This window comes from Rhodococcus sp. 11-3, assembly GCF_023704055.1.
Taxonomy (GTDB): domain Bacteria; phylum Actinomycetota; class Actinomycetes; order Mycobacteriales; family Mycobacteriaceae; genus Rhodococcus; species Rhodococcus aetherivorans.
On sequence record NZ_CP080406.1, the window covers coordinates 1 to 20,985 of the forward strand.

Genomic DNA, 20,985 nt, shown 5'->3' on the forward strand with positions numbered 1-20,985 from the left:
GTGAACGACGAGCCGAACGCGCTGGCCGACGTGTGGCCGGACGTCGTCGCGGAGCTGACCGCCGACGGCGAGGGCCTCAGCAAGGGCCAGAAGGCGTGGCTCGCCCTGGTCAGGCCGATCACCCTGGCGCAGGGTTTCGCCCTCCTGTCGGTTCCGTCCTCGTTCGCGCAGGAGGCCATCGAGCGGGATCTGCGCGAGCCGATCCTCCGCGCGCTCCACCGCACCCTCGGCCATCGCGTCGAGGGACTCGGCGTGCGCATCGAACCCTCGGCGGCCGTCGACGATCCCGCCGAGGACCCCTACGCCGTGCCCCGGGACACGCTGCCCCTCGAGGGCCTGCCGCCGGACCCCCGCGCGCCCGAGCCCCACGCGTTCGATACGCGGCCGATTCCCACCGGACCGCGCGAGACCGACCCCCGCGACATGGTGCATCCGTTCCGGCGGCGCCGCCCCTCCTCCCTCGACCACGGCATGCTCGAGGTCGACACGGGCGAACTCGAGGAGGTCGACGACGACCGGGAGGCCATGACCGCGGTCCGGGAGTCGTGGCCGTCCTACTTCACCCAGCCGCCGCCGCCCGCCGCCGCGGCACCGACCGGCAGCAGCAGCCTCAACGCGAAGTACACGTTCGACACGTTCGTCATCGGAGCGTCGAACCGGTTCGCCCACGCGGCCGCGGTGGCGATCGCCGAGGCGCCCGCCCGCGCGTACAACCCGCTGTTCATCTGGGGTGCCTCCGGCCTGGGCAAGACGCACCTGCTGCATGCCGCCGGGCACTATGCGCAGCGCCTGTTCCCGGGCATGCGGGTCAAGTACGTCTCCACCGAGGAGTTCACGAACGACTTCATCAACAGCCTCCGCGACGACCGCAAGGTGGCGTTCAAGCGCAGGTACCGCGAGACGGACATCCTCCTCGTCGACGACATCCAGTTCATCGAGGGCAAGGAAGGTATCCAGGAGGAGTTCTTCCACACCTTCAACACCCTGCACAACGCGAACAAGCAAATCGTGGTGTCGTCCGACCGTCCCCCGAAGCAGCTCGCGACGCTCGAGGAGCGCCTGCGGACCCGGTTCGAGTGGGGCCTGATCACCGACGTCCAGCCGCCCGAACTCGAGACCCGCATCGCGATCCTCAGCAAGAAGGCGCGGATGGACCGGCTGGACGTGCCGCACGACGTCCTCGAGTTGATCGCCAGCAGGATCGAACGCAACATCCGCGAACTCGAGGGTGCGCTGATCCGGGTGACGGCCTTCGCGTCCCTCAACCGGCAACCGCTGGACCTGACGCTGGCGGAGGTGGTGCTGCGGGACCTCATCCCCGACTCGACGGCTCTCGAGATCAACTCGGCCACCATCATGGCGGTGACCGCCGAGTACTTCGGCACCTCGATCGACGACCTGTGCGGGCCCGGCAAGGCGCGGCCGCTGGCCCAGGCGCGACAGATCGCGATGTATCTGTGCCGCGAGCTCACCGACCTCTCGCTGCCCAAGATCGGGCAGACCTTCGGCCGGGACCACACGACGGTCATGTACGCGGACAAGAAGATTCGCAAGGAGATGACCGAGCGGCGGAAGGTCTACGACCAGGTGCAGGAGCTGACCGCGCGCATCAAGCAGCGCTCCAAGCGCTGAGCCGTACCGCCCTGTGGCAGGGGCCCGGACGATCGCGTCCGGGCCCTTCGTCGTATCCGGGGACGGGCCGGCGGTAGGCGGTGAGTGTGATTCTCGAGACGGATGGGCAGTGACTCACACCTGTGGACAACCGTGTGTACAACATGGGATCTTTGTGGACGGACGGTGTACCGATGTTGAACACTCTCGAGATGTCCACATCCGTCCTCGAGAATTCCTCGAGTTCATCCTCGAGAGTGCGGGGCTCGAGAAGCCCGCCCCACCAGCGTAGACGGTCGTTCGTCCACAGATTCCACAACCCCTATTACTACTTCTGTGTTTTCTCTCGAAGATTCCTCTTTCAAAACAGGCTTGTGGAGGACTCGAGTGCACAGGGTCTCGAGAGCCGCGTCCCCCTCGAGCCTCCGGCTTTCCAAGTGCTCCACGAGCGCATACCGTGGAGCGACGTCCCCGCTGCCGACCTCGGTGTCGGGGTCCTGTGCCAGACTTCGTTGAATCGATCGACAGCCATCAGAGCGAAAGGATCCGCCGGGCGATGGAGCTTGGAAGCATGAAGTTTCGTGTCGCTCGCGAGGACTTCGCCGACTCCGTCGCGTGGGTTGCGCGCAGTCTTCCGTCGCGGCCGCCGGTGCCGGTGCTCGGCGGCGTCCTCCTCGGCGCCGACGAGCAGGGACTGACCGTCTCCGGGTTCGACTACGAGGTCTCCGCGCAGGTCCATGTCTCCGCAGAGGTCATCACCCCCGGGCAGGTGCTCGTGTCGGGCCGCCTGCTCGCCGACATCACCCGCGCGCTGCCCAACAAGCCCGTCGACGTGGTGCTCGACGGAACGCGGGTGCTCATCAACTGCGGTAGCGCGAAGTTCTCCCTGCCGACCATGCCGGTCGAGGACTACCCGCAGCTGCCCGAGTTGCCGCAGCAGACCGGTTCGCTGCCCGTGGAGGTGTTCGCCGAGGCGATCAGCCAGGTCGCGGTCGCGGCCGGCAAGGACGACACCCTGCCGATGCTGACCGGTATCCGTGTGGAGATCGACGGCACCCACATGGTGCTTGCGGCCACCGACCGGTTCCGCCTCGCGGTCCGCAAGATCGAGTGGATGCCCACCGCAGACACCGCGACCGCCGCGGTCCTCGTGCCGGCCAAGACTCTCTCCGAGTCGGCGAAAACCGTTGGCGGATCTTCTAATTCGCCCGTCCAGCTCGCGCTGGGTGCCGGTTCGTCGGTCGGCGCCGAGGGCCTGCTCGGCATCGTTGCGGACGGCCGGCGCACCACCACCCGCCTCCTCGACGCCGAATTCCCCAAGTTCCGCCAGTTGCTGCCGACCGAGCACACCGCGATGGCGACCGTCGACATCGCGCCGCTCGTGGACGCGATCAAGCGCGTCGCGCTCGTCGCCGAGCGCGGGGCGCAGGTGCGGCTCGAGTTCACCGATGGCGGTCTGCTGTTGTCGGCCGGTGGCGACGACGCCGGGCGCGCGGAGGAGTCCCTCGCCGCGGAGTTCCACGGCGAGCCGCTGATCATCGCGTTCAACCCCGGGTACCTGCTCGACGGCCTCGGCTCGCTGCACAGCGAGAAGGTGTCGTTCGGCTTCACGACGCCGAGCCGTCCCGCGGTGCTGCGACCGGCGCTCGAGGAAGCGCCCGAGCCCGACGCCTCCGGTACGTTCGCCGCCCCGGACAGCGACTACACCTATCTGCTGATGCCGGTGCGCCTGCCGGGCTGACCCGGGGGCAGGAAACGGTCGGAGCCCGTGTACGTTCGCACCTTCTCGTTGCGCGACTTCCGTTCCTGGGAAGCCGTTTCGCTGAATCTGGCGCCGGGGCCGACGGTGTTCCTCGGTCGCAACGGGCACGGCAAGACCAACCTGCTCGAGGCGCTCGGCTACCTGTCGACGCTGACCTCGCACCGGGTGTCCGGCGATGCCCCGCTGTTCCGGAGCGGGACGTCGCGCGCCCAGGTGGGTGCGGTCGTCGTCAACGGCGGCCGGGAACTGGGTATCGACATCGAACTCAACGAGGGCCGGCCCAACCGGGGCCGGATCAACCAGTCCCCGACCCGGCGGCCGCGCGAGATCCTCGGCATCCTGCGGACGGTGTTGTTCGCGCCGGAGGACCTGTCGCTGGTGCGGGGCGACCCGGGCGACCGGCGCCGGTTCCTCGACGAGCTGCTCGCCACCCGCATCCCGCGGATGAGCGGGGTCCGCGCCGACTACGACAAGGTGCTGCGACAGCGCTCGGCCCTGCTGAAGACGGCCGGGGGTGCGCTGCGCCGCGGCAGCCGGTCCGGCGACGGGGCGAGCGCACTGGCGACGCTCGACGTGTGGGACGGCCATCTCGCGGCACACGGGTCCGAGCTGCTCGCGGCCCGCGTCGCGCTGCTGCACGAGCTCGCCCCGCACGTCGCCGAGGCGTACCGATCGATCGCCCCCGAGTCACGACCGGCGCTGCTCCGTTACCGCAGCACGGTGGGCGAGGCGCTGCCGCCGGAGTTCGCCGACCCGGCCCGCGTGCCGCGATCCGACGACCGTGAGGTGCTCGAGGCCGCGTTCCTGACCCGGCTGGCGCAGGCGCGGACGAAGGAGATCGAGCGGGGCGTGTGCCTGGTGGGCCCCCACCGCGACGAACTCGACCTGATCCTGGGTGATCAGCCGGCCAAGGGATTCGCCAGCCACGGGGAGTCCTGGTCGTTCGCGCTGGCGCTGCGCCTGGGCGCCTTCTCGCTCCTGCGGGCCGACGGCACCGACCCGGTCCTCATGCTGGACGATGTGTTCGCCGAGCTGGATCGGCGTCGTCGCACCGCGCTCGCCGCCGTCGCGGCCTCGGCCGAGCAGGTACTCATCACCGCCGCGGTTCCCGAGGACGTGCCGGCGGAGCTGTCCGCGGTCCGGTTCGGGGTGCGGGCCGAGGACACCGACCGGGGACGGCTCTCGGTGCTGACCCGGCTCGACGGCGGCGATCCCTCGCAGCCGGATCTGGACGGAACCGTGGACGGAGCACTGCGATGAGCACCGAGAATCCGGGCGAACAACTCCCCGAGCCGCCGCTGCGCGGGATCGACCTGGCCCGTCGCGCGCTGGAGGAGGCCCGTGCGGCGGCGAAGGCGAGCGGGAAGTCGGTGGGGCAGGGGCGCGCGTCACGCGGGGCGCTGCGGCCACGGCGCCGCCGCCGCGGCTGGTCGGGCCCGGGCCCCGACGAGCGGGACCCGCAGCCGCTCGGCGCGCTGGCGAACTCGCTGGCCAAGCAGCGGGGATGGTCGGGGCGCGTGTCGGAGGGCACGGTGCTGGGCAGTTGGGCGCGCGTGGTCGGCGACGATATCGCCTCGCACGCGTCGCCGACGACGCTGCGCGACGGGGTGCTGCACGTGTCGGCGGAGTCGACCGCGTGGGCGACCCAGCTGCGCATGATGCAGGCGCAGATCCTCGCGAAGATCGCCGCCGCGGTCGGGCACGGGGTGGTCAAGGAGCTGCGGATCACCGGGCCGACGGCGCCGAGCTGGCGTAAGGGGGAGCGGCACGTCCGCGGCCGCGGACCCCGGGACACATACGGCTGATCCGACCCTGGATTTATATGTAACCCGATGTTACGTTGAAATCAGCCGGTTGTGCGCTGCCGCACACGTCCGCATCGGGAGGTACGTCCATGTCCACACCACTCATCGAACCGGACCGCGTCTTGCTCCAGGCCCGCAACGTCGAGTTCGACTGGAGCACGCTGCCCCTGCACTGGGTGCCGGGCGATCCGTTCAGCACCCACGTGCTCAACGTCCTGCATCTGTTGCTGCCGGCGGGGGAGGAGTGGTTCGTCGAAACGTTCAAGGAGGCGCTGCCGCTCATCGAAGACGAACAACTGCGCGAAGACGTCGTGGGATTCATCGGCCAGGAATCGGTGCACTCCCACGCTCACCAGGGGGTACTCGAGCAACTCGAGTCGAAGGGTCTCGATCCCACCCCGTTCACGGACCAGGTGCGGTGGCTGTTCGGCCGGTTGCTCGGCCGGCGACCGCTGACCGGACTGCGCGCGGAGAACTACCTCGTCGAGCGGCTCGCCATCATCGCCGCCGTCGAGCACATCACCGCGTTCCTCGGGGACTGGGTCCTCAATGCGAAGGGCCTCGACGCGGCGGGCACCGATCCGACCATGCTCGACCTGCTGCGCTGGCACGGCGCCGAGGAGGTCGAGCATCGCAGCGTCGCCTACGACGTGATGCGCTACTTCGACCCCGGGGAGGCCCGGCGGATCCGCACCCAGCTCCTCGTCACCCCGGTCCTCGTGTGGTTGTGGATCCGCGGTGCCCGATTCCTCATGGCCCACGACCCGGACCTGGCGCGTGCATCGAAACATGTGCGTGCACCCCATCTTTCGGACTGGCTGGCGGCGAGTCGCCGCGGCACGCTACCCGGCCCGGTGGACCTCGGCAGGCGCATGTCGCGGTACTTCCACCGCTCGTACCACCCGAGCCACGAGGGCTCGACCGGTCAGGCGGTCCGTTATCTGGCGTCCTCCCCCGCGGCCCGGGCGGCAGCCCGATGACCGGGGTGCTGCCGCGGCACCGTCGCCCGTCGGACCTGCACGGGCGGAACCGGACCGACCGTGCGATGGGCCTGCTCGGATCCGTCGTGGAGAGCTACCTGCGTCTCGTCACGGCTCTCGGCTACGACGGCGCCGCCGGTGCCGGGGACCCCGATCTGCAGCTGAATCTGGTTGTCACCGAAAAGGACCCGGTGACAGTCGACGGCGACGTGGTGCGGTTGACGCTGCGTGCCCCCGGCGGCGCCGAGCTGCCGGCGTGGCACCCGGGTGCCCACCTCGACTTCCATCTGCCCTCCGGGCGGCGACGGCAGTACTCGCTGTGCGGCGATCACGAGGACCGCACCCGCTACACCGTCGCGGTTCGCCGGATCTCCGGCGGCGGGGGCGGGTCGCTCGAGATGCATGCCCTCGAACCGGGCGACCCGGTGGCCGTGCGCGGTCCGCGCAACGGGTTCCCGTTCGTCGCCGAGGGTGCGGCCCTGTTCGTCGCCGGCGGGATCGGCATCACTCCCGTCCTGGCGATGACCCGCGCCGCGGACCGTGCCGGAATGGACTGGCGGCTCGTCTACACCGGACGCACCCGGGCCGCGATGCCGTTCCTTGACGAGATCGGAACATGGGATCCGTCAAGGGTTTTCGTACGCCCGGACGACGAGCACGGCACGCCGACGGGCGCCGACCTGCTCGCGGGCGCCCCCGCCGGCGGGGCCGTCTACTGTTGTGGGCCCACCCCGATGCTGGACGCGGTGCGTGCCGGCATCGATGCCACGGGGGCGTCGGCCCTGCACTTCGAGCGGTTCGGTGCCCCACCCGTCGTCGACGGCCGGGCCTTCGAGGTCCAACTGGCGAGCACCGGAGAGGTGCTCGCCGTCCCGGCCGATGAATCGGCGCTCGAAGTGATCCGCCGGCGCCGGCCCGGCATCGGCTACTCGTGCCGGCAGGGGTTCTGCGGGACCTGCCGGGTGCGGGTCCTGTCCGGCACCCCCGACCACCGCGAGAACCGGCTCACCCCCGAGGAACGTCGCGAGGAGATGCTCGTCTGTGTCTCGCGCGCCGACGGTGGCCGGCTCGTACTCGACCTCTGAGGGAGAACATGACCACTCGTACCGTCACGAACGGAGCCGTCCGCCTCCACGTCGTCGAGGAGGGCAACCCGCAGGGGCCGACCCTCGTGCTGGTCCACGGCTGGCCCGACACGCATGCCCTGTGGGACCGCGTGGTGCCCGCGCTGGCCGGCGACTTCCGGATCGTCCGGTTCGACAACCGCGGTGCCGGCGCGTCGACCGTGCCGCGCGACGTCGCGGCCTACCGGCTCGAACTGCTCGCCGCGGACCTGTTCGCGGTGATCGACGCGGTGAGCCCGGACGCGCCGGTGCACCTGCTCGGGCACGACTGGGGGTCGGTGCTGGGCTGGGAGGCCGTGTGCGAACCCGGGGCGGCGGAGCGGATCGCGTCGTACACCTCGGTGTCCGGGCCGAACCTCGACCACCTCGCGCTGTGGATGCGTCGCCGGCTGGGGGAGCGGCGCCCGCTCGGCCCGCTCGAGCAGGCCGTGGCGTCGTCCTACACGGTGCTGTTCCAGACCCCCGGCCTGCCCGTGCCCGCGCTGCGGTGGTGGTTCTCCCGGCACTGGCCGGGATTCGTCGGGTTCTTCGACCGCTCCGACCCGGCCCTGATCGGACCCGTCGCGCCCACGCTCGCCGACGACATGGTGCACGGCCTGAAGCTGTACCGGGCGAACCTGCGCCGGCGGCTCCGCGCGCCGCGCGAGCGGCGCACCGACGTCCCCGTTCAGCTGATCCAGGGCCTGCGGGACCGGGCGGTGCGGCCGGTCGGGTACGAGGACACCGAGAAGTGGGTCACCGATCTGCGCCGGGAACCGCTCGACGCCGGGCACTGGTCGCCGCGCTCGCATGCCGGGGAACTCGCGGCCGCGACCGCGCGCTTCGTGCGCGACGTCGAGGCGCGGCACACTGTCCGAACCTCGTCGCCCTAGCGATTCACCCTCCCGTACTCGCGACGCCGCGCCTGCGGGCCGGTGAGCGGCGTCGGCGGCCCGTCCTGTGTCGGGCGGGGCAAGTACGCTTCCGGGCAGTAGGATGAATTCCGAATGCGTGCGCGTGTGCGCGAGACCCAGGCGGAAGAAGGAGAGCTACCAACCCGTGGCTGCCCAGAAGTCGAACAAGAGCAACAGTGAGTACGGTGCTTCCTCCATCACCGTCCTCGAGGGTCTCGAGGCGGTGCGCAAGCGCCCCGGCATGTACATCGGTTCCACCGGTGAGCGCGGCCTGCACCACCTGATCTGGGAGGTCGTCGACAACTCGGTCGACGAGGCGATGGCCGGCCATGCCACCAAGGTCGAGGTGACCCTCCTCGAGGACGGCGGCGTGCAGGTCGTCGACGACGGCCGTGGCATCCCCGTCGGGATGCACGCCTCCGGCATCCCGACCGTCGAGGTCGTGCTGACCCAGCTGCACGCGGGCGGCAAGTTCGATTCCGATGCCTACGCCGTCTCCGGCGGTCTGCACGGCGTCGGCATCTCGGTGGTCAACGCGCTGTCCACCCGGCTGGAGGTGGAGATCGACAACGACGGCTACCACTGGGAGCAGACGTACCTGTCGTCGAAGCCCGGCGAACTGATCAGGGGCGAGCCCACACGGGCCACCGGCACCACCGTCCGGTTCTGGTCGGACCCGGACATCTTCGAGACCACGACCTACAACTTCGAGACGGTCGCGCGGCGCCTGCAGGAGATGGCCTTCCTCAACAAGGGCCTGACGATCACGCTGACCGACGAGCGGGTCGCCCCCGAGGAGGTCACCGACGAGGTCGTCAGCGAACTCGCCGAGGCACCGAAGAAGGCCGAGGAGCAGGAACAGGCCGAGGCCGAACAGCATCACAAGGTCAAGACCCGCGTCTACCACTACCCGGGCGGCCTCGAGGACTACGTGCGGCACATCAACCGCACCAAGCAGCCGATCCACAACTCGGTCGTCGGCTTCACCGCGAAGGGCACCGGCCACGAGCTCGAGGTCGCGATGCAGTGGAACTCGGGCTACTCCGAGTCGGTCCACACCTTCGCCAACACGATCAACACCCACGAGGGCGGCACCCACGAGGAGGGCTTCCGCGCGGCCCTGACCTCGGTGGTCAACAAGTACGCGAAGGACAAGAAGCTCCTCAAGGACAAGGACCCGAACCTCACCGGCGACGACATCCGCGAGGGACTGGCCGCGATCATCTCGGTCAAGGTCGGCGAACCGCAGTTCGAGGGCCAGACCAAGACCAAGCTCGGCAACACCGAGGTCAAGTCGTTCGTGCAGAGGGCCTGCAACGAGCACCTGTCGCACTGGCTCGAGGCGAACCCGGCCGACGCGAAGACCATCGTGACGAAGGCGGTCTCGTCCGCGCAGGCCCGCGTCGCCGCCCGCAAGGCGCGCGAGCTGGTCCGGCGCAAGTCCGCCACCGATCTCGGCGGGCTGCCCGGCAAGCTGGCGGACTGCCGGTCGAACGACCCGAGCAAGTCCGAGATCTACATCGTCGAGGGCGACTCCGCCGGTGGCTCCGCGAAGTCGGGACGCGACTCGATGTACCAGGCGATCCTGCCGCTGCGCGGCAAGATCATCAACGTCGAGAAGGCGCGCATCGATCGCGTGCTGAAGAACAACGAGGTCCAGGCGATCATCACCGCCTTCGGCACCGGTATCCACGACGAGTTCGACATCGCGAAGCTGCGCTACCACAAGATCGTGCTGATGGCCGACGCCGACGTCGACGGCCAGCACATCGCCACGCTGCTGCTGACGCTGCTGTTCCGCTTCATGCGTCCGCTGGTCGAGCACGGCCACGTGTACCTGGCGCAGCCGCCGTTGTACAAGCTCAAGTGGCAGCGTTCCGAGCCCGAGTTCGCGTACTCCGACCGGGAGCGTGACGGCCTGCTCGAGCGCGGTCTCGCCGCCGGCAAGAAGATCAACAAGGACGACGGCATCCAGCGTTACAAGGGTCTCGGCGAGATGAACGCCAAGGAACTGTGGGAGACCACCATGGATCCCAGCGTGCGCGTGCTGCGTCAGGTGACGCTCGACGACGCGGCCGCAGCCGACGAGCTGTTCAGCATCCTGATGGGCGAGGACGTCGAGGCACGTCGCAGTTTCATCACCCGTAACGCCAAGGACGTTCGCTTCCTGGACGTCTGACCGGGTTCCACGGCGCCGGAGAGGGCGGCGGAAGGGGTGTGTGACGAGGTTCACACCACCGCTTTCGCCGCCCTTCGGCGCGTCGGGTGCGCGTTCCCGGGCCGCGAATGTTACTGGTCGGTAGAGTTTTCGGCTCGGTGACCGGCTCGGGGCGCGACTCCCGCCGGTTCCGGGAGTGGTCGTGCTCCTTTCGTTATCCGCACTCGGACGGATATGGTGCGTGCACTCAGGAACGTCTCTTCCGACCACTCCACCCGCAGCCGCACCTCCTCGACACCGAGCGGTGTGGCGCGGGTGTGGGTCGGCGGCGGAAACCGGGTGGAAAGTGAGCTGTGAAGATGAGTGACGAATCGCCACCTCGGCAGCGGTGGTGGAACATCGAAGGGTGGGGCCTTCGCTGGAAGGTGACCGCCGTTCTCGCCGTTCCCGTGACCGTGGCAATGGTGCTGGGCGGCCTGCGCGTGCAGCAGGAGCTCTCCAACGCCGTCCACTTCTCGTCCGCTGCCGACCAGGTGGCCGTCGTGCCCGACCTCGTCGACTTCGGTACCGCCTTCGGTACCGCCTCCGCGACGCTGGCCGCCGGCACCGGCATCACGAACGAGATCGAGAACCTCGACGCGACACTGGAACGCGTCCGGGCGGTGTCCCAGAATCCGGAGCTGGATCCGGTCATCGCCGCGGACCTCACCCGCACCGTGGCCGCCGCCGAGGCGCTGCGAGACCGTATCGCGGCCGGCAACATCCCGCTCCCCGAGCTCAACGAGCAGACCAATGCCATCCGCAAGGACCTGATCCGCATCGTCGAGGCGATCGTCGAGCCGATCGAGGATCCGTCCGTGCTCGCCGAGGGCACCCGGCTCGTCGACGCCTGGGCGTCGCAGCGCTACCTGTTCGATCAGGTGATGGGCATCGTGGCGATCCTGCGGGACCCGGACCAGCCGGGCACCACCCTGGTGTCCGCGTCCGGCTCCGAGCTCGCCATGCTCGAGACGCTCGCCCGGTCGTATCCGGCGTCCGACGCCCAGATCCAGGAGCTGCGCAACGGCGTCGCCGAGCGCACCGCGATGATCGACGCCGCCGGCGACGGGCCGCTGCCCATCCTGAACCTGCGCTCGTCGCTGCTGCAGAGCGTCGAGGTCTACGGCACCCTCATCGACGAGGCGTCCGACGCGATCAGCGAGACCGTTCTCGCCCGCGCCTCCGACACCCGCTCCGCCGCCCTCCGCGACACCGCGATCGTGCTCGGTGCCCTGCTCGCCGCGCTCGTCCTGGCGCTTCTCGTGTCGCGGTCGCTCGTCGGCCCGATCCGCCGCCTGCGCTACGGCGCTCTCAAGGTCGCCCGGCAGGAACTCCCCGACGCCATCGACCGCATCAAGGTGGGTGACAACGTCGAGGACATCGAGTTCACGCGGGTCCCGGTGCACACGACCGAGGAGGTCGGCCAGCTCGCCCGCGCCGTCGACGACATGCACGGGCAGGCCCTGCGCCTCGCCGGCGAGCAGGCCCACCTCCGCCTGCAGATCAACGACATGTTCGAGACCCTCGCCCGGCGCAGCAAGTCGCTCGTCGAGCAGCAGCTCGGCCTCATCGAACGACTCGAGTACGAGGAGAAGGATCCGGCCCGGCTCGAGAGCCTGTTCCGACTCGACCACCTCGCGGCGCGCATGCGCCGTAACGGCGACAACCTGCTGATCCTCTCGGGCACCCGGATGCGGCGCGGCCACTCCGCGCCCGTACAGCTCGGTGACATCCTGCGTGCCGCGATGTCCGAGGTGGAGGACTACCAGCGCGTCCAGATCGGCTCGACGCCGGAAGGCGCACTCAGCGGCACGGTCGCCACGGACATCGTCCACCTGCTCGCCGAGCTCGTCGACAACTCGCTGCGGGCGTCCCCGCCGGACAGCACCGTGACGTTCAGCTTCGCACGGGCTGTCGACGGTGGCCTGCTCGTCGAGATCGCCGACCGCGGTATCGGGATCCCGGCCGAGGAACTCGACGCGATCAACGAGCGGCTTGCTCTCGGTGGCGAGGTCGGTCCCGACACCGCCCGCCACATGGGTCTGTTCGTGGTCTCGCGCCTCGCGGCGCGGCACGGCCTCACCGTGCGGCTGCGCCCGACGTTCGACACCGCACGCAACCCGGGCATCACCGCCAGCGTCCACATTCCCGACGTGCTCCTCGTCTCGCCGCTCGCCCTGTCGCAGACCGGGCCGCAGCCGCGCATGGGCGAGGACGGCCGTCCGGCCGAGGCCCTGGCTCCGCGGCCGCCGCGCGACGTCGCGGCCCCGGCCCTGCCGGAACGCACCCCCGCGCCGGAATCGCCGCTGCCGCAGCGCCAGCCGGCACCCGTTCCTCCGGAGCCATCCGCGGGTCTGCCGCAGCGCCAGCCGGGGACCACTCCCGGTCTGCCGCAGCGCCGCCCCGGCTCGACTCCTGGTCTGCCGCAGCGTCAGCCGGGTGTCACCCCGAGTCCTGTGCCGCGCCAGCCCACGCCGCTGTCGGAACTGCCCCGACGGCAACCCGGTCCGACGCCGGTCCTGCCGCCGCGCCGCTCGGAGACGGTCTCGTCTGCTCCTGCTCCCGCCGCGGCCGCTCCGGCCTCGCCCGAGTCGGCTCCGTCGTCCGCGGGCAGCGGTCTGCCGCAGCGCCGGCCGGGTGCCACGCCGGGCCTGTCGCCGCAGCCGGCTCCGGCCACCGCGGGCAATGGTCTGCCGCAGCGCCGGCCGGGTGCCACGCCGGGCCTGTCGCCGCAGCCGGCTCCGTCGTCCGCGGGCAATGGTCTGCCGCAGCGCCGGCCGGGTGCCACGCCGGGCCTGTCGCCGCAGCCGTCCGCTGCTGTGCCGGGCAGCGGTGCGTCGGGGAACGGTGCGTCGGGGAACGGTGCGTCGGGCAGCGGTGCGTCGGGCAGCGGTGCGTCGGGCAACGGTCTGCCGCAGCGCCGCCCCGGGAGCACTCCCGGGCTGCCGACGCCGCCGGCCGCCGCCGATTCCTCCCTGCCGCAGCAGCATTCCGAGCGGTCCGCAGACCCGGCCGCCGCGTCCGCCGGCCACGGCAGCGCAGCAGCCGACGGGCAGCCGGGCCGCGCCGCACGGCATCGGTACCGGACGAACCCGGCCAAGACGGCCGCGTTCTTCCAGCCGCGGCCCGACGTCAACACGCTGCGTCCGGGTGCCGGCACGCCGATCTTCGCCGACATGATGTCGAGCTGGCTCGTCGATCCGACGAGCCTGCCGGAGGACCGTCGGCCGGAGTGGAACTCGCGGGCGGACGTCGGTTGGAGGGCCGCCCAGGAGGCGGCGCAAGCCCCGGTGGAGCAACTCACCACCGCGGGTCTTCCGCGACGTGCACCCGGTCATAGGCTAGTGCCCGGTGCGGTCGCCTCCCCGGCGACCGGATCTGTGCCGGCTGTTCGGCGGCGCGACCCGGAGGCCATCCGGGCCAACCTGAGCCGTCACCAGCAAGGGGTTCGCAACGGGCGGGCCTCCGCGCACGCGTCCACCCAGACCGACGAACAGGGAGTTCGATGAACATTGACTATGGATCCGACGTAACTCGTCCTCTGGACTGGTTGGTGTCGAACTTCGCGCGCGAGGTTCCCGGCGTCTCCCACGCCGTGCTCGTGTCCGCGGACGGCCTCCTGATGGCGGCCAGCGCACACCTGCCTGTCGACCGTGCCGAGCAGCTCGCTGCCGTCACGTCCGGCCTGGCCAGCCTGTCCAACGGCGTGTCCCAGCTCTTCGAGGGCGGCGGAGTGCTCCAGTCCGTCGTGGAGATGCAGCACGGTTACCTGCTGCTGATGAGCGTGGGTGACGGCTCGCACCTTGCGACCCTGACCGCCTCGGAATGCGACATCGGACAGGTCGGTTACGAGATGGCACTCCTGGTCGATCGTGTGGGGGCGTCGGTCGAGGCCACTCCGCGCATCGGTCTGGGGTCCTGACGTCGAGGTGGCCATGGAAGAACGCAAGCCGGAGTCGCCGCCGGCCCAGCCCAGTCTGGTCCGGCCGTACTCACTGACTTCGGGACGGACCAGCCCCGCGGTCGAGCTGGCGTTGGAGGCACTGATCCAGGTCCTCCCGGGCACGGACGACCGTGCCCGGGACCTGGACAACATCAATGCCACGATCGTGGCTTTGTGCAGAGAGTCCCCGTCGGTCGCCGAGATCGCGGCGCGGGTGGGTGTGCCGATCGGGGTGGCGCGCGTACTCGTGGCGGATCTCGTCGAAGCCGGGCACGTACGGATCCTGGCCACCCTGAAAGACGATTCGAGCGACGCGGAGCGTCGTGAGCTGATTGAAAGGGTCCTCAGTGGACTTCGCGAACTCTAACTCCCCGAAGCGGGTGACCTCGACGAAGATCGTGATCGCCGGGGGCTTCGGTGTCGGCAAGACCACGTTGGTGGGGGCGGTCTCGGAGATCGTTCCGCTGCGCACCGAAGCGCTGGTCACCAACGCCAGCGACGGCGTCGACAACCTGAGCGCGACGCCGCAGAAGGCCACCACGACCGTCGCGATGGACTTCGGCCGGATCAGCCTCGCCGAGGATCTCGTGCTGTACCTGTTCGGTACGCCGGGGCAGCACCGGTTCTGGTTCATGTGGGACGACCTGATCCGAGGTGCGATCGGTGCCATCGTGCTCATCGACACCCGGCGTCTGGACGAGAGTTTCGCGGCGGTCGACTTCTTCGAGGCCCGGAACCTGCCGTTCATCGTCGCGATCAACGAATTCGACGACGCTCCGCGGTACCCGACCGAGGACATCCGTCAGGCCCTCGCGGTCTCGGCGGACGTGCCGATCGTCTCGATCGACGCTCGGCAGCGCGAGTCCGCCAAGTCGGCGCTCGTGACGGTCACCGAGTACGCGCTGCGCAAGCTGCATCAGCCGGTAGCGCCCTGATGGACACGCACGTGCACCTGTTCGGCATGGGCACGTGGGTGATCGTCCTGGCGTACGCGACGTCGGCGATCGGGTTGCTCGTGGGACTGGCCAGTGCCCGCAAGTCGTTGTCCGCCGGTTCGGAACGGGCGCGGCTGTACTGGCTGATGCGAGCCGCGCTCTCGACCGGGGGCGTCGGGGTGTGGCTGGCGCACTTCCTGCCGATGGCGGGTTTCACGGTGGACGGCAGCATCATCCGATACGACCTGCTCGGCATCGTCTTCTCGATGGCGGTGGCGCTGGTGTCCGCCTTCGTCGCCATGGTGGTCGTGCAGCCGAAGCGGGTGTCGCGCCGGGCCCGGCCGTCGCGCGGTGCCGTGGCGGTACGGCTGCTGGGCGGGTCGCTGGTCCTCGGCGCCGGGATCGCCGGCGTGCACTACTCGATCATGTGGGCGATGGAACTGCAGGGCACCGTCGCATACGACCTGACCTATGTGGCGGCGTCCGTGGTGGCGGCCTGCCTCACCGCGGTGGTGGTCCTGTGGCTGGTCACGGTCGCCGACAGCAGGTGGATGCGGATCGGCGGCAGCATCTTCGCCGGCGCGGCGGTGATCGGCGTGCACTTTCTCGCGATGGCGGCGGTGCAGGTGACGGTGGATCCGGCGACCGCGGCCCCGTCGGGGGTCGAGGTGTTCGCCGTCCTCTTCCCGGTGTTCGTGCTCGGCATGCTGATCCTGACGGTCCCGATCATGGCGTTGCTCATGGCTCCCGACCGGGTGGCGGCCGCACTGGAGGCCGAGGCCGAGGCGTGGGCGCAGCAGCACAGCCCGGCCGATCCCCGGCATCCGGCCACCTGAGCGCACGGGGGCGGGACCTGCCCCCCGTTCGAATTACATCGATGCGATACGCTCCGATCGCTGTCGAGGGGGCGAAGTCGCAGCCCGTATCGATTCGGTGTGGCGCGCCACCGCACGAGTGCGGACCGACTTCCGCGTGCCACGCTCAGAAGGTCACGATGTCGCACGAAATGCACCACTTCTCCATGGGGATGTGGGTGTTCTTCCTCGCCTATGCCACCTCCGTCGTCGGATCGTTCGTCGGGCTCTCCTGCGCCCGCCAGGCGCTGATCGCCCCGACCGGCCGCGGCCACCGCCGCTGGATGGCCATGGCCGCCCTGTCCGTCGGCGGTGTGGCCGTCTGGCTCATGCACTTCATCGGGATGATGGGCTTCGACGTCCCGGGGACCGCGGTCCGATACGCGCTGGGACCGACCGTCTTCTCCGTCGCGCTGTCGGTGGCCGCCACCTGGTTCGGGCTCTGGCTCGTGAGCTCCCGCGCCGCGTGGGTGAACCGCGTCCCGTCTCTCGTCCGCCTGTTCGTCGGCGGTGTCGGGATGGGCCTGGCGGTCAGCCTCATGCACTACAGCGGCATGTGGGCCATCCGGATCCAGGGCTCGCTCGAGCACGACACGGCGTTCGTCGTGGCCTCGGTGGCCATCGGTGTCGTTGCGGCCACGGTCGCCCTGTGGCTCGCGCAGGCCGCGGACCGGTGGACGCTCCGGGTGCCGGCCGCCCTGCTCATGGGCTGCGCGGTCGTCGCGCTGCACTACACCGGCATGGCCGGTGTGCGCGTCCAGGTCGACCCGACCGTCCCGCTGCCGGCGGGCCAGACCGTCACCGCCCTGCTGTTCCCCTCCTTCGTGCTCGGCATCGTCGTTCTCACCGTGCCCATCGCGGCGCTGCTGCTCGCGCCCAGCCGGAGGGATCTGGCACTGGAACAGGAGTTCGCCCGCTGGACCACCGACGACGACGGCACCGACTCGTCGCGGACCGTTCCGGCGCGATCGTGACGTGAATTCCGGGCGACGTGCAGGGTCGGTCGAGCGGAATCGCCGCATCGGTCGGTGTGCGAGCTGACCTGCACCTATAGACTCGTGTGGTTGCGAGACGCGCGCCGAGCGGAAGCCCGCGGCGTTCGAGCCGAGTAGAAGAAGGAGCTCATGACCGACACCACGTTGCCGCCGGAGGGGCCGGGGCACGACCGCATCGAGCCCGTCGACATCCAGCAGGAGATGCAGAGCAGCTACATCGATTACGCGATGAGCGTGATCGTGGGCCGCGCCCTGCCCGATGTGCGGGACGGTCTCAAGCCGGTGCACCGCCGCGTCCTGTACGCAATGTACGACAACGGGTTCCGCCCGGACCGCGGCTACGTGAAGTCGGCACGTGCCGTCGCCGAGACGATGGGCAACTACCATCCGCACGGCGACGCCTCGATCTACGACACGCTCGTGCGACTCGCGCAGCCGTGGTCGATGCGCTACCCGCTCGTGGACGGCCAGGGCAACTTCGGTTCCCGCGGCAACGACGGTGCGGCCGCGATGCGGTACACCGAGTGCCGGCTCACGCCGCTCGCGATGGAGATGCTGCGGGAGATCGACCACGAGACGGTCGATTTCCAGCCGAACTACGACGGCCGCACGCTCGAGCCGGTGGTTCTCCCCAGCCGTATCCCCAACCTGTTGATCAACGGTTCCGGCGGCATCGCGGTGGGCATGGCCACCAACATCCCGCCGCACAACCTCCGTGAGGTGGCCGAGGCGATCTACTGGGCGCTCGAGAACTACGAGGCCGACGAGGAAGCCACCCTGGCGGCCGTCATGGAGCGCATCAAGGGGCCGGACTTCCCGACGGCGGGCCTGATCGTCGGCGGCCAGGGCATCAAGGACGCGTACACCACGGGCCGCGGCTCGGTGCGGATGCGCGGTGTCGTGGAGATCGAGGAGGACGCCCGGGGGAAGACCTCCATCGTCATCACCGAACTGCCGTATCAGGTCAACCCGGACAACCTGATCACCTCGATCGCCGAGCAGGTCCGGGACGGCAAGATCGCCGGCATCTCCGACATCCACGACGAGTCGTCGGATCGTGTGGGCATGCGCATCGTCGTCACCGTCCGCCGTGACGCCGTGGCGAAGGTCGTCCTCAACAACCTCTACAAGCACACGCAGCTGCAGACCGGCTTCGGCTGCAACATGCTCTCGATCGTCGACGGCGTGCCGCGCACCCTGCGGCTCGACCAGATGATCCGGTTGTACGTCAACCATCAGGTCGAGGTCATCGTCCGCCGGACGCGGTACCTGCTGCGCAAGGCGGAGGAGCGGGCCCACATCCTGCGCGGACTCGTCAAGGCGCTCGACGCGCTCGACGAGGTCATCGCGCTGATCCGCGCCTCGGCGACGGTGGAGGACGCGCGCACCGGCCTGATCGGACTGCTCGACGTCGACGAGATCCAGGCCGACGCGATCCTGGCAATGCAGCTGCGCCGCCTCGCCGCCCTGGAACGGCAGAAGATCGTCGACGAACTCGCCGAGATCGAGCGCGAGATCGACGACCTCAAGGACATCCTCGCCAAGCCCGAGCGCCAGCGCGCGATCGTGCGGGACGAGCTGAAGGAGATCGTCGACAAGTACGGCGACGACCGTCGCACCCGCATCGTCGCGGCCGACGGCGACGTCTCCGACGAGGACCTCATCGCCCGCGAGGACGTGGTCGTCACCATCACCGAGACCGGCTACGCCAAGCGCACCAAGACCGACCTGTACCGGTCCCAGAAGCGTGGCGGCAAGGGCGTCAAGGGTGCCGACCTCAAGCAGGACGACATCGTCAAGCACTTCTTCGTGACGTCCACGCACGACTGGCTGCTGTTCTTCACCACCAAGGGCCGGGTGTACCGGGCGAAGGCCTACGAGCTGCCGGAGGCCAACCGCACCGCGCGCGGCCAGCACGTAGCCAACCTGCTGGCCTTCCAGCCGGACGAGCGGATCCAGGGCGTCATCCGGCTCAAGTCCTACGAGGACGCCCCGTATCTGGTGCTCGCGACCCGCAACGGCCTGGTCAAGAAGTCGCGCCTGTCGGACTTCGACTCCAACCGGTCCGGCGGCATCGTCGCGATCAACCTGCGCGGCGACGACGAACTGGTCGGCGCGGTGCTGTGCTCGTCGGACGACGACCTGTTGCTGGTGTCCGCGAAGGGACAGTCGATCCGGTTCGCGGCGAGCGACGAGGCGCTGCGGCCGATGGGCCGGGCGACCTCCGGTGTGCAGGGCATGCGGTTCAACGAGGACGATGCCCTGCTCTCCCTCAATGTGGTCCGCGAGGGCACGTACCTGCTGGTCGCGACGTCCGGCGGGTACGCCAAGCGCACCCCGATCGAGGACTACATGGCGCAGGGCCGCGGCGGCAAGGGCGTGCTGACCATCCAGTACGACCGCAAGCGTGGCACTCTGGTCGGAGCGCTCATCGTGGACGACGACGACGAGCTGTACGCGATCACCTCGGGCGGTGGCGTCATCCGGACCCCCGCGAAGCAGGTGCGCAAGGCCGGCCGACAGACGAAGGGTGTGCGGTTGATGAACCTGGGGGAGGGGGACACGTTGCTGGCGATCGCACGCAACGCCGACGAGCCCGAGGAGAGCGCCGTACTCGAAGCGAAGGAGTCGTAAGTGAGCACTCCCCAGGGACCGAACGGGGCCGAGCAGGGGCCGCCCGCTCAGCCGCCGAAGGGACAGAACGGACGAGAGGTGCCCGGGAAGCAGGCTCCCGAGGTGAAGCCGGAGGGCGCTGCGGGGCCGTCGGACGCGCCGGGTGCCGCCCGGAACCCCGCCGCGGGAGCGAACCCGGGCGCGCCGGCCGACGGCGCGGCGAAGCAGGGTCCCGCCACGCCGGAGAGCGGGACGTCGCCGGCGGGGCGTCCGGGGCAGCAACGGCCGGGTGGGCCCCCCACGCCGCCGTGGCAGCGCGGGAGTCAGCAGGAGGCGCCGCAGAACGTGCCGCAGACGAATCTGGCCCGCCCGGGTCAGACGTCGTCCTCGACCGGGCGTCCCGCGGTGCCCACCTCGGGCGGCGCTGTGGGTGACAAGACCGCCACGCGGCCCGGCGGTGACAAGCCCGCCACGCGGCCCGGCGCGGCCCCGACCGGATCGGCGCAGCCCGCAGGGCAGCAGCCGGGCCCGGCGAAGCCGGCGGCGGCTCGCCCCGGCGTGAATCCGGCCGGCGGCCGGTCCGGTGCCGCGACGCCGCCGACCCGCCCGGTGGTCACCGGCACGGCGTCCGCCTCGATGAACGCGCCCACGACGGGGATGCCGGGTGCGGACCGGTCGGCGGCCAAGACGAAGGCGGCCGTCATCGACGGTCCCACGCGGCACATCGAACGCAAGGACCTGGCGAAGGACCTGCCGGACCTGTCGACGGTGAAGCATCCGCTGCCGTCCGCGCCGGCCGAGGAATCCGCGGCTGCGCAACCGGCTGCCGTGGTGGCGGCCGCGGCCCGGGTCCCGGGTGAGCCGCTGCGGGCGACCGTGCAGCTGCGCCGCATCGATCCGTGGTCGATGCTGAAGATCTCCTCGGTGATCTCCGTCTCGTTGTTCTTCGTGTGGATGGTCGCCGTGGGTCTGCTGTACGGCGTGCTCGCGGGCATGGGCGTGTGGGAACGGCTCAACAGCGCCTTCACCGACATGGTGTCCGACACCGGTGGGGGTGGCCTCATCACCGCCGGCCAGGTCTTCGGGTACGCGACGGTGATCGGGCTGGTCAACACGATCCTGCTGACCGCTCTGGCCACCCTGGGGGCGTTCATCTACAACCTGTGCACCGACCTCGTCGGGGGCGTGCAAGTCACCCTCGCAGACCCGGACTGAGCTGGGAAAACGTGACCCCGCCGAGCCGATTTTGGACTTCGCGGCTCGGTGGGGTAGT

General features: G+C 70.1%; 16 protein-coding genes. All 16 read left to right on the forward strand.

The features are described from left to right. On the forward strand, window positions 1-1,632 hold the full coding sequence (gene dnaA, locus KZJ41_RS00005) for a chromosomal replication initiator protein DnaA (RefSeq protein ID WP_044475805.1): 1,632 nt from the start codon (window positions 1-3) through the stop codon (window positions 1,630-1,632). 535 nt (window positions 1,633-2,167) lie between these two features. Continuing rightward, window positions 2,168-3,352 (forward strand): DNA polymerase III subunit beta, encoded by a 1,185-nt coding sequence (gene dnaN / locus KZJ41_RS00010; RefSeq protein ID WP_050034253.1) that lies wholly within the window; start codon window positions 2,168-2,170, stop codon window positions 3,350-3,352. 27 nt (window positions 3,353-3,379) lie between these two features. After that, the gene (recF, locus tag KZJ41_RS00015; protein ID WP_251549969.1) at window positions 3,380-4,633 is read left to right on the forward strand and encodes a DNA replication/repair protein RecF; all 1,254 of its coding nucleotides are present in this window, start codon (window positions 3,380-3,382) and stop codon (window positions 4,631-4,633) included. Beyond that, a complete protein-coding gene (locus tag KZJ41_RS00020) occupies window positions 4,630-5,178 on the forward strand; it encodes a DUF721 family protein (RefSeq protein ID WP_006934465.1) in 549 nt (182 codons plus the stop codon). The genes recF and KZJ41_RS00020 overlap by 4 nt, the downstream gene beginning before the upstream one ends. Window positions 5,179-5,267: 89 nt before the next feature. After that, on the forward strand, window positions 5,268-6,158 hold the full coding sequence (locus KZJ41_RS00025) for a metal-dependent hydrolase (RefSeq protein WP_251549970.1): 891 nt from the start codon (window positions 5,268-5,270) through the stop codon (window positions 6,156-6,158). Next, window positions 6,155-7,243, forward strand: coding sequence for a PDR/VanB family oxidoreductase (locus KZJ41_RS00030; RefSeq protein ID WP_044475807.1), 1,089 nt, complete (start codon window positions 6,155-6,157; stop codon window positions 7,241-7,243). Before KZJ41_RS00025 ends, KZJ41_RS00030 begins: the two co-directional genes overlap by 4 nt. 8 nt (window positions 7,244-7,251) lie before the next feature. After that, window positions 7,252-8,154: an alpha/beta fold hydrolase gene (locus KZJ41_RS00035; protein ID WP_203329725.1), complete on the forward strand. Its 903-nt coding sequence runs from the start codon at window positions 7,252-7,254 to the stop codon at window positions 8,152-8,154. A 166-nt stretch (window positions 8,155-8,320) separates the two neighbouring features. Next, window positions 8,321-10,354: a DNA topoisomerase (ATP-hydrolyzing) subunit B gene (gene gyrB, locus KZJ41_RS00040; RefSeq protein ID WP_072633810.1), complete on the forward strand. Its 2,034-nt coding sequence runs from the start codon at window positions 8,321-8,323 to the stop codon at window positions 10,352-10,354. Window positions 10,355-10,692: 338 nt separating this feature from the next. Then, window positions 10,693-13,881, forward strand: coding sequence for an ATP-binding protein (locus KZJ41_RS00045; protein ID WP_251549972.1), 3,189 nt, complete (start codon window positions 10,693-10,695; stop codon window positions 13,879-13,881). Further along, window positions 13,878-14,294: a roadblock/LC7 domain-containing protein gene (locus KZJ41_RS00050; RefSeq protein WP_251549974.1), complete on the forward strand. Its 417-nt coding sequence runs from the start codon at window positions 13,878-13,880 to the stop codon at window positions 14,292-14,294. Before KZJ41_RS00045 ends, KZJ41_RS00050 begins: the two co-directional genes overlap by 4 nt. A gap of 13 nt (window positions 14,295-14,307) precedes the next feature. Further along, a complete protein-coding gene (locus KZJ41_RS00055; RefSeq protein ID WP_006934479.1) occupies window positions 14,308-14,682 on the forward strand; it encodes a DUF742 domain-containing protein in 375 nt (124 codons plus the stop codon). A gap of 13 nt (window positions 14,683-14,695) precedes the next feature. Further along, entirely contained in the window at window positions 14,696-15,250 is a 555-nt protein-coding gene (locus KZJ41_RS00060; protein ID WP_006934480.1) for an ATP/GTP-binding protein, read from the forward strand. After that, complete coding sequence (locus KZJ41_RS00065; protein WP_251549977.1) at window positions 15,250-16,086, forward strand: MHYT domain-containing protein; 837 nt, start codon at window positions 15,250-15,252, stop codon at window positions 16,084-16,086. Before KZJ41_RS00060 ends, KZJ41_RS00065 begins: the two co-directional genes overlap by 1 nt. Window positions 16,087-16,244: 158 nt before the next feature. Continuing rightward, window positions 16,245-17,078 carry an MHYT domain-containing protein gene (locus KZJ41_RS00070; RefSeq protein WP_006934482.1) on the forward strand — a complete coding sequence of 278 codons (834 nt, stop codon included), beginning with the start codon at window positions 16,245-16,247 and terminating at the stop codon, window positions 17,076-17,078. A 150-nt stretch (window positions 17,079-17,228) separates the two neighbouring features. Beyond that, window positions 17,229-19,733: a DNA gyrase subunit A gene (gyrA, locus tag KZJ41_RS00075; protein WP_006934483.1), complete on the forward strand. Its 2,505-nt coding sequence runs from the start codon at window positions 17,229-17,231 to the stop codon at window positions 19,731-19,733. Next, the gene (locus KZJ41_RS00080) at window positions 19,734-20,927 is read left to right on the forward strand and encodes a DUF3566 domain-containing protein (protein ID WP_251549979.1); all 1,194 of its coding nucleotides are present in this window, start codon (window positions 19,734-19,736) and stop codon (window positions 20,925-20,927) included. Window positions 20,928-20,985: the final 58 nt, after the last annotated feature.

What these genes read in the sequence shown, in the direction of transcription:
- KZJ41_RS00045 (WP_251549972.1), top strand. Translation starts at nt 10,693, where the DNA reads ATGAGTGACGAATCGCCACCTCGGCAGCGGTGGTGGAACATCGAAGGG.
- KZJ41_RS00050 (WP_251549974.1), top strand. Translation starts at nt 13,878, where the DNA reads ATGAACATTGACTATGGATCCGACGTAACTCGTCCTCTGGACTGGTTG.
- KZJ41_RS00020 (WP_006934465.1), top strand. Translation starts at nt 4,630, where the DNA reads ATGAGCACCGAGAATCCGGGCGAACAACTCCCCGAGCCGCCGCTGCGC.
- KZJ41_RS00070 (WP_006934482.1), top strand. Translation starts at nt 16,245, where the DNA reads ATGTCGCACGAAATGCACCACTTCTCCATGGGGATGTGGGTGTTCTTC.
- KZJ41_RS00025 (WP_251549970.1), top strand. Translation starts at nt 5,268, where the DNA reads ATGTCCACACCACTCATCGAACCGGACCGCGTCTTGCTCCAGGCCCGC.
- KZJ41_RS00065 (WP_251549977.1), top strand. Translation starts at nt 15,250, where the DNA reads ATGGACACGCACGTGCACCTGTTCGGCATGGGCACGTGGGTGATCGTC.
- KZJ41_RS00030 (WP_044475807.1), top strand. Translation starts at nt 6,155, where the DNA reads ATGACCGGGGTGCTGCCGCGGCACCGTCGCCCGTCGGACCTGCACGGG.
- gyrA (WP_006934483.1), top strand. Translation starts at nt 17,229, where the DNA reads ATGACCGACACCACGTTGCCGCCGGAGGGGCCGGGGCACGACCGCATC.
- KZJ41_RS00055 (WP_006934479.1), top strand. Translation starts at nt 14,308, where the DNA reads ATGGAAGAACGCAAGCCGGAGTCGCCGCCGGCCCAGCCCAGTCTGGTC.
- dnaN (WP_050034253.1), top strand. Translation starts at nt 2,168, where the DNA reads ATGGAGCTTGGAAGCATGAAGTTTCGTGTCGCTCGCGAGGACTTCGCC.
- KZJ41_RS00035 (WP_203329725.1), top strand. Translation starts at nt 7,252, where the DNA reads ATGACCACTCGTACCGTCACGAACGGAGCCGTCCGCCTCCACGTCGTC.